Below are 776 nucleotides of genomic sequence, written 5' to 3'. Positions count from 1 at the left end.
TTTTAATCAATGCCTGCCAAATAGGAAATCTGTAAATAAAAGAAAAAACCACCTGAATGGTGGTTTTTCCCTATTAAATTGGAAAGGTTATTTAAGCTACTACAATTTGTTTCTTTTCAACGTTATTTGGGTTTTTAGGTAAGAAAATCGTCAAAATGCCCTCCTCATAGTTCGCTTTTATTTTTTCTTGATTTACGATTTCAGGAAGAATAAAAGAGCGTTTAAAATTACCGGAAGGGATCTCATTGGTATGAAATTTTACCTCTTCTTTTTGTTTAACAGTACGACTACCGCTTATTGTTAAAACATCTTTGCTAATATCGATGGAAATAGCTTCTTTTTTCAAACCAGGTACAGCTATTTCCAGACTGAACCCATCTTTTAATTCACTGACATTAGTCTGCGGTCTAAACTCAGTTTCGGATGGAACAGATTGAAGGCCTGCATAGAAAAAATCATTAAATAATCTGTCCAATGGTCGGATGTTTCTATTGAATCTCATAATACAATCTTTTTAAGGTTCGAATTTGTTTTTCAATTCTACCTTTATTAAAAACTAGGCCAAATGTAGAAACATGCAATTTTAGCAGAATAAATATGTCGTTTTGTCATAAATATTCCTAATGGCTGCTAATTTAAAGACATTTTGTCATGGTTCTATTTTGTTTAAGTTAAATATGGTTGTAAGTGGTGCGAGGTTTTGTTTTTCCTCTTCAATTAGGTCTCTTCAGCTATATAATGAATGAAGAGCGATGATTCATTTTTATTAACTACCC

General features: G+C 32.0%; 1 protein-coding gene. It reads right to left on the bottom strand.

The genetic code is table 11. The annotated features are described in order from the left end of the window. Positions 1 to 91 precede the first annotated feature (91 nt). Positions 92 to 502 (bottom strand): Hsp20/alpha crystallin family protein, encoded by a 411-nt coding sequence (locus tag E1171_RS00515; protein WP_155203056.1) that lies wholly within the window; start codon positions 500 to 502, stop codon positions 92 to 94. Between the last annotated feature and the right edge of the window lie 274 nt (positions 503 to 776).

This window comes from Xanthovirga aplysinae, assembly GCF_009711365.1.
GTDB classification, from domain to species: Bacteria; Bacteroidota; Bacteroidia; order Cytophagales; family Cyclobacteriaceae; genus Xanthovirga; species Xanthovirga aplysinae.
This window is presented reverse-complemented; position numbering and strand designations above follow the sequence as displayed.

Coding starts and splice junctions, on each gene's coding strand:
- E1171_RS00515 (WP_155203056.1), bottom strand. CDS start 502: ATGAGATTCAATAGAAACATCCGACCATTGGACAGATTATTTAATGAT.